Source organism: Sphingomonas bacterium (assembly GCF_903643065.1).
Taxonomy (GTDB): domain Bacteria; phylum Pseudomonadota; class Alphaproteobacteria; order Sphingomonadales; family Sphingomonadaceae; genus Sphingomonas.
In genome coordinates this window covers 1-7,115 of record NZ_CAHJWX010000087.1, presented here as the reverse complement: position 1 = coordinate 7,115, position 7,115 = coordinate 1, and the positions used below count along the sequence as shown (strand labels likewise).

Annotated in this window: 6 protein-coding genes and 1 pseudogene; 5 read left to right on the top strand and 2 right to left on the bottom strand. The window is 68.6% G+C overall.

The genetic code is table 11. The annotated features are described in order from the left end of the window. The 3 genes from HUU95_RS04675 to HUU95_RS04665 all read left to right on the top strand — a co-directional run. Positions 1 to 547: DUF1287 domain-containing protein (locus HUU95_RS04675; protein WP_217429772.1), on the top strand; the 547-nt coding region annotated here is incomplete at its 5' end. 9 nt (positions 548 to 556) lie between these two features. Beyond that, positions 557 to 1,228, top strand: coding sequence for a nicotinamide riboside transporter PnuC (gene pnuC / locus HUU95_RS04670; protein ID WP_368039798.1), 672 nt, complete (start codon positions 557 to 559; stop codon positions 1,226 to 1,228). Continuing rightward, positions 1,225 to 1,773 carry an AAA family ATPase gene (locus HUU95_RS04665; RefSeq protein WP_174279042.1) on the top strand — a complete coding sequence of 183 codons (549 nt, stop codon included), beginning with the start codon at positions 1,225 to 1,227 and terminating at the stop codon, positions 1,771 to 1,773. The genes pnuC and HUU95_RS04665 overlap by 4 nt, the downstream gene beginning before the upstream one ends. Here the strand turns inward: HUU95_RS04665 and HUU95_RS04660 are convergent. Next, positions 1,745 to 2,692 carry an SH3 domain-containing protein gene (locus HUU95_RS04660; RefSeq protein ID WP_174279041.1) on the bottom strand — a complete coding sequence of 316 codons (948 nt, stop codon included), beginning with the start codon at positions 2,690 to 2,692 and terminating at the stop codon, positions 1,745 to 1,747. The two genes, HUU95_RS04665 and HUU95_RS04660, sit on opposite strands and share 29 nt — an antisense overlap. 114 nt (positions 2,693 to 2,806) lie before the next feature. On the opposite strand from HUU95_RS04660, the gene lepA reads away from it, so the two are divergent. Then, complete coding sequence (lepA, locus tag HUU95_RS04655) at positions 2,807 to 4,630, top strand: translation elongation factor 4 (RefSeq protein WP_174279040.1); 1,824 nt, start codon at positions 2,807 to 2,809, stop codon at positions 4,628 to 4,630. Between the two features lie 27 nt (positions 4,631 to 4,657). Here the strand turns inward: lepA and HUU95_RS04650 are convergent, their stop codons facing one another. Then, complete coding sequence (locus HUU95_RS04650) at positions 4,658 to 6,427, bottom strand: peroxidase family protein (RefSeq protein WP_174279039.1); 1,770 nt, start codon at positions 6,425 to 6,427, stop codon at positions 4,658 to 4,660. Between the two features lie 483 nt (positions 6,428 to 6,910). On the opposite strand from HUU95_RS04650, the pseudogene HUU95_RS04645 reads away from it, so the two are divergent. Beyond that, a pseudogene (locus HUU95_RS04645) lies at positions 6,911 to 7,115 on the top strand (molybdate ABC transporter substrate-binding protein); the annotation flags it as partial.

Sequence of the window (7,115 nt, the reverse complement as noted above, 5' to 3'; positions counted from 1 at the left end):
GGCGTCGCCGTTGCGCGCGCTGGCGCCGGACCGCCGGTCCGGCCGGGCGCTGGTCGAGGCGGCGCGCCGACAGGTCGGCGTCACGCTGGCCTATGATCCGGGCTATACGACGCTGGCCTTTCCGGGCGGCGACGTGCCGCGCGCGCGCGGGGTGTGCACCGATGTGGTGATCCGGGCATATCGCGATGCGTTCGGCCTGGACCTGCAGGCGCTGGTCAACGTCGACATGCACGCCGGCTTCGCCGCCTATCCGAGGCGATGGGGCCTGCACGCCCCGGACCCGAGCATCGATCACCGCCGCGTCCCCAACCTCGCCACCTTCTTCGCGCGACATCACGCGGCGCTGCCGATCCCCGGGGCCGCCGACGGCTGGCGTCCCGGTGACATCTTCACGAGCCAGATCGGCGGGCGGCTTGCGCACACGGGCATCGTCTCGGACCGGGCCCCGGGGATGGTGATCCACAATATCGGCGACGGCGTGCGCGAGGAGGCGGCGCTGTTCCGCTATCCGTTGACCGGCCGTTACCGATGGCAGCTGGACGGATGAGTCGGCGCGGTGCCGTTCCGATCGGGCGCGGTGCCCGGTCCGGCCTCTCTCGACGGCGGGCGTGGCGGCTTGGCGGGGCGGGGCAAGCGTGGCTATGATCGGCCGATGTCGGCCATCGAGTGGATCGCGACGGCGCTGGGGTTGGTCTGCGTCGCGCTGGGCGCGCGGCGCAGCGTATGGACCTTCCCGACCGCGATCGGGTCGGTGACGTTGTTCGGCTGGGTGGTGTGGCGACAGCGGCTGTATAGCGACGCGGCATTGCAGCTCTTCTTCGCCGCCGCCAACCTGTACGGCTGGGCCAATTGGCGTCGCTCGCGCGCGCGGGCCGGGGAGGTCTTGGTGACGCGCGCGGCCGCCGGCGACTGGTGGGCGTGGGGCGCCGCCGCGATCGTCGCCACCGCGCTGTGGGGCGGCGCGATGGCGCGCTGGACGGACGCGGCCTATCCGTGGTGGGACGCGGGCACGGCGGTGGTCAGCATGGTGGCGCAGGTCTGGATGGCGCGGCGCCGGCTGGAGAATTGGTGGCTGTGGGTAGCGGTGGACGTGGCGCTGATCCCGCTTTACCTCGTCAAGCACCTGCCGCTCTTTGCCGCCCTGTACGCCATCTACCTCGCCTTGTCCGTCTGGGGCCTGGTGGACTGGCGGCGGGCGGTTCGCCCCATGGGACCCGCCGTTGCATGACGCTCCGCACGATCTGCCTGCATGGCCCGGAGAGCACGGGCAAGTCGACGCTGGCGCCGCTGCTGGCGCGACATTTCGCCTCGCGCTGCGTCGCCGAGTTCGGACGCACCTATTGCGAGCAGTTCGGCACCGACCTGACGATGGCGGACCTGGTCATGATCGCCGGCGCGCACGACGCCAAGACCCGCGCCGCGGTGGCGCAGGGGCCGACGCCGGTGATCCTGGACACCGATCCGCTGATGAGCGCGGTCTGGGCCGACATGCTGTTCGGCCGGCGCGATCCGTGGTTCGATCGCTGGACGGGCGTCGCCGATCTGTACCTGCTGTTCGACATCGACCTGCCCTGGGAGGATGACGGCACGCGCATGTTCGGGACGACGGCGTCGCGGCAGCGGTTCTTCGACCTGTCGCGGCGCGAGCTGGAGCGACGCGGCGTGCGCTGGGCGCTGGTCAGCGGCGCGGGGCAACGCCGCTATTTCAGCGCGCTGGCGGCGATCGAGGCGGCGGCGCGGCGGCCTATTGCGTCGGCGCCAGGCGGGTGTTGATCACCCAGCCGCTATTGTCGTTCTCGTCCGCCACCTCCCACCACAGCCCGACCTTCTTGCCGGTGGGGTAGACAGTCGCGCCGGCGGGCAGCGTGCGGACCAGGCGACCCTGAGGCGAGGCGCTCGCGCGCAGGGCGACGCTCCCCTCGGCCGTGTAGGTCCTGGACGGCGCCGCCTGCGCCGTTCCTTCCGCGCCGGGCGTGATCTCGCCCAGGTCGTTGACCAGCCTGGCATAGGCCTGGATGAAGGAGAGCGTGACGATACGCCCCAGATCGGTGTTGTCATACCCGCCACCGACCCCGCCCGCGACGGCGAAGAAACCGCCGCCCGCGAGCGACAGGTTGTTCTTGGCCGCATAGCCGTCCTCGGTCGCGATCGTCTCGGTGGTGCGGACGTTGGTGAGCGACAGGATGGTGTTGGCCTCCATCTTCTTGCTGCGGAACCCGCCGACCAGCCCACCGATCCGCCCCCCGACCAGCCCGCCGATCCCGGCGGCCGCGCCGCTGCCGCTGACGTTGCTGTTCGCGCCCTGTATCTCGGCCACCAGCACATAGTCGGCGGCCTTGACCTGGCCGATGCCGACATTGGATCGGCGCTGTAGCCCCAGCGAGCCGCCGATGTTGCGCTCGCGGTTGGCCGCGTTCAGCCCGGTGCCGCGATCAACCAGGTTGAAGCAGCCCGAGCGCGCGACGAGGACCTTGAGCAGCTTGGACGGCGGCGCCAGGCTGGCCTGCGTCCAGGCGCTGGGATCGTCCCCATCCTCGATCGAGACGGTGCCGAGCTTGCGCGGGCAGCGGGGCACGTCGTTGGCGGTCGTCTCCTGCAGCCGCTGGCCGGCGGACGGCTTGGCCAGGCGCTGCGCGCCGCCCGGCGTGGCGAGCAAGGCGGCAAGTGCCGCGGACGTGGCAAGACGGTGCATGGTTCGACCCCCATCGATGATGCCACCGCTCCTGTGGAGTTCGGTGGCCCTAGTCGCGACCCGTCGGGCAATTTCCTAGCAGCCCGGGCGCCGCTAGGCTAGTCGCGCGGCATCATGGCCACCTCGCTCGACCGCATCCGCAACTTCTCCATCATCGCCCACATCGATCACGGCAAGTCGACGCTCGCCGACCGGCTGATCCAGGCAACCGGCGGCTTGTCCGATCGCGAGATGAGCGAGCAGGTGCTCGACAACATGGATATCGAGAAGGAGCGGGGGATCACCATCAAGGCGCAGACCGTGCGTCTCGCCTATCGGGCGAATGACGGGCTCGACTACGAGCTCAACCTGATGGACACGCCGGGGCATGTCGATTTCGCCTACGAGGTGAGCCGGTCGCTCGCCGCGTGCGAGGGGGCGCTGCTGGTGGTGGACGCGGCGCAGGGGGTAGAGGCGCAGACGCTCGCCAACGTCTACCAATCGATCGAGCACGATCACGAAATCGTGCCGGTCATCAACAAGATCGACCTGCCCGCCGCCGAGCCGGAAAAGGTGCGGCGCGAGATCGAGGACGTGATCGGGCTCGACGCCTCGGGCGCGGTGCTCGCCAGCGCCAAGGCGGGGATCGGCATCGCCGACATCCTGGAGGCGATCGTCACGCGCATCCCGCCGCCCGCCGGCGACGCGGACGCGCCGCTCAAGGCGATGCTGGTCGACAGCTGGTACGACCCGTATCTGGGCGTGATGATCCTGGTGCGCGTGATCGACGGCACGCTCCGGCGCGGCCAGCAGGTGACGTTCATGCAGGCGGGGACGCAGCACCTGATCGACCGGGTCGGCTGCTTCCGGCCCAAGATCGAGCAGCTGCCCGACCTCGGCCCCGGCGAGATCGGCTTCATCACCGCGCAGATCAAGGACGTGGCGCAGGCGCGCGTCGGCGACACGCTGACCGACACGCGCCGTCCGGCGACGCAGGCGCTGCCGGGGTTCAAGGAGGTGCAGCCGGTCGTGTTCTGCGGGCTGTTCCCCGTCGACGCCAACGACTTCGAGAAGCTGCGCGAGAGCATCAGCAAGCTGCGGCTCAACGACGCGTCCTTCTCCTTCGAGACGGAGACCTCGGCCGCGCTGGGCTTCGGCTTTCGCTGCGGGTTCCTGGGGCTGCTCCACCTGGAGATCATCCAGGAGCGGCTGACGCGCGAATATGACCTGGACCTCATCACCACCGCGCCGTCGGTGGTGTACCAGATCACGCTGACGCACCCCGATCCCGCCGGCATCACCCAGATCGATCTCCACAATCCCGCCGACATGCCGGAGCCGAACAAGATCGCGACCATCGCCGAGCCGTGGATCGAGGCGACGATCTACGTTCCCGACGAGTATCTCGGCTCCGTGCTCAAGCTGTGCCAGGACCGGCGCGGCATCCAGAAGGACCTCACCTATGTCGGTGGGCGCGCGCAGGCCAAGTACGAGCTGCCGCTCAACGAGGTGGTGTTCGACTTCTACGATCGGCTCAAGTCGCTATCGAAAGGTTATGCGAGCTTCGACTATGCCCAGATCGGCTATCGCGAAGGCGACCTGGTCAAAATGGGCATCCTGGTCAACGAGGAGCCGGTCGACGCGCTGTCGATGATCGTCCACCGCGCCACCGCCGAGGGGCGCGGGCGGGGGATGGTGGAGCGGCTCAAGGAGCTGATCCCGCGCCACCTGTTCAAGATCCCGATCCAGGCGGCGATTGGCGGCAAGGTGATCGCGCGCGAGACGATCAGCGCGATGCGCAAGGACGTGACCGCCAAATGCTATGGCGGCGACGCGACGCGCAAGCGCAAGCTGCTCGACAAGCAGAAGAAGGGCAAGCTGAAGATGCGGGAATATGGGAGCGTGAGCATCCCGCAAGAGGCGTTCATCGCGGCGTTGCGGATGGGGGACGAGGGGTAGGTCCGGATCGGCCTCGATCCGGACCGATCAGCTCAACGCATAGCGGATCAGGTCCGCCAAGGTGAACCTCTCGCTCGCCGGGAGCGGCTTGGGCAAGCCGAGCACGGGACGAAACGGCGTCTGGCTGTGCAGGAAGCTCGTCTGATCCATCCAGAGCAGGCCCACGAACGTCTCCGCGACGATGCGGCTGCCGACCGGCCCCAGATGCTGGCCGCCGAACGGATCGTTCGGCGCGCGCATGGTGCCGAACAGCTCGGCCTCGCGCAGGATATAGTACCAGAGCGGCGTCGCGCCGGCGATGGCGGCATGATTGTCGTCGCCGAACTTCTTGCGGCGCGTGGCGAGCGTCTTGCGATCGTCGTCCACCTTGGCCAAATCGCGCGCGGGATCGCGCTGCGAGCCCGACCACCACAGCTCCTCGAAGGTCAGCGGCTTGATCCCCAGCCGCCCGGCGACCGCCTCGCCCGAGGGCAATAGCAGCATCCGTCCGCGCAGCAGATTGCGGAAGGCGAGGTTCGCGTCCGGCTGCTTGCCCTTGAACTCCGGCAGCGCCGCGAGCGGGTCGACGATCGTCGCGTCCATCCGGTAGGACAGCTGCGGGATGGCGAGCGGCTGCGTACCCGGCTGGTGGACGGGCTTGGCGGGGCCGTCGAGGAAGAAGCTCCAGTCGATCCCCCATTTGGCCGGGATCGCCTGGCCAAAGCCGTTCAGCGCCTCGAATGCCTTCCCGCCGACCTTGAAGATCGGGATGCGGAGCTTGTCGAACGGCGGCGTGCTGCCAACGGTCTCGTTGAGCGCATAGGTGGGCCGCACCATCGAGTGGCCGAGCCGGAACGCCGCCACCGAGAACTCGACGGGCATATAGGCGAAGGGCGGGCTGTTCGCGAGATAATGGCTCAGCCGCGGCGTGCTGCCCGCGTTCAGCACCTCGTCGACCATCGTCAGCTCGCACAGCCGGTCACGCGCATAGTCGAACAGCACGACCCATTGATAATGCCAGCGCACCGTCTTCACCGCCATCCGGAAGCGGGCTTCCGGATCGCCGACATCGAACGCGCCCATCTTGAGCAGTGTCTGCGGGTCGCCCATCAGCTTGTTGTGAAGCGCGACGAACGCGGTGTGGATCTGCGCGACCAGCTTGTTCTCGTCGTTGCGCTTGTCGCCCAGCACCGCCATCGCCAACCCGTCCGCGTCGGGTGGCAGCCGGAAATGGTCGTGCTTGCTGGCGGTCGCCGCGCCCGCGTTGGCGATGCCGCCCGAGATGTCGGCGCCCGTGCGAAGGATCGTGAAGCCGTTCTGGTCGGTCGTGTAGAGATAGGGCTGATTGTCGGGGCCGCTGCCGTACACGCTGTCCAGATCGAGCGCCGGCGTGCGATAATCGGCGAGCGCGTTCGGATCGACTTCCTTGCCGTGCAACGGGGTCGGATCGAACGTGATGTCGTGATCGACGAACTGGCCGAAATAGGTGTAACCGGCCGGCACCACCGGGTTCTCGTCGCCTTCGTCGTTCGCGTTCGTCGGCGGATTGGTGGTGGTGTCCGTCCGGATCGGTTTCCCCCGATCGATGTCGGGATCGTTCGGATCACCGGTCCCGGTCATGAGATGGGCGAGATCGAGAAGCAGGGCGTCGCTGTGCCGTGGGCGATCGACCGCATCGTCGAACATCCGACCGAAGCGGCCCACGCCGGCGCCGGGCATCATGCCGCCGTTGGTACCGGCGGCCATGCCGGGCATCGACCCCGCGGTGAGGCCGCGCGTCTGGCCGCCATGACCCGGCGCCTTGATGATCGTCGGCATTGTCATCCTCCCCCGGTTCGTGTCGCGGACCTCCCCAGGACCGCGAGCATCACCGCGAGGATTATCTCACATCCGTAGAAGAGAGTCCCTACACCGGACGAACTATTGTTGTTCTTCGCCTCCAATAACTTAGCGATCGTCGGGGTCAATCTTGCCGTGCGACGACCGGAGTGACGAACATCACGACGAGTTGCCGGTGACGCGAGTCGCCCAGGGATCTGATCGATGGTTCGACGGTGCGATCCCTTGCTGACGACCGTCCCGGATCAGGCATCAGAGAACGGTAACATTCCTGCCTGGGCGCTGGCGCGGGACGGGCGTGACATCGAGCAGCGGCGGGCGCTCGGGGGCGGGCAGGCGGGTCTTGTCTCGCCTGAGTCGCGCGCTAACCGGATCGGTTCGTTGCAGGACAGCGGAAAGTTGGGGAGCGGGGCGCAGGGGTGCCCTCTCCCACAAGGGCGGGAGAGGGGTTAGAGGAGCGTCATGCGCCGCTTGCTGCTTCTGCTCGCCTGTCTCGCCACCCCGCTCGCCGCGCAGCCGCGCGGGCCGTTGGTGCTCGCCGCCGCGAGCCTCAACGAGGCGATGAACGCGGAGGCCGATGCCTGGGCGGCGCGGGGGCATGCGCGGCCGGTGCTGTCGTTCGGGCCCAGCTCGGGGCTGGCGCGGCAGGTGGAGGCCGGCGCGCCCG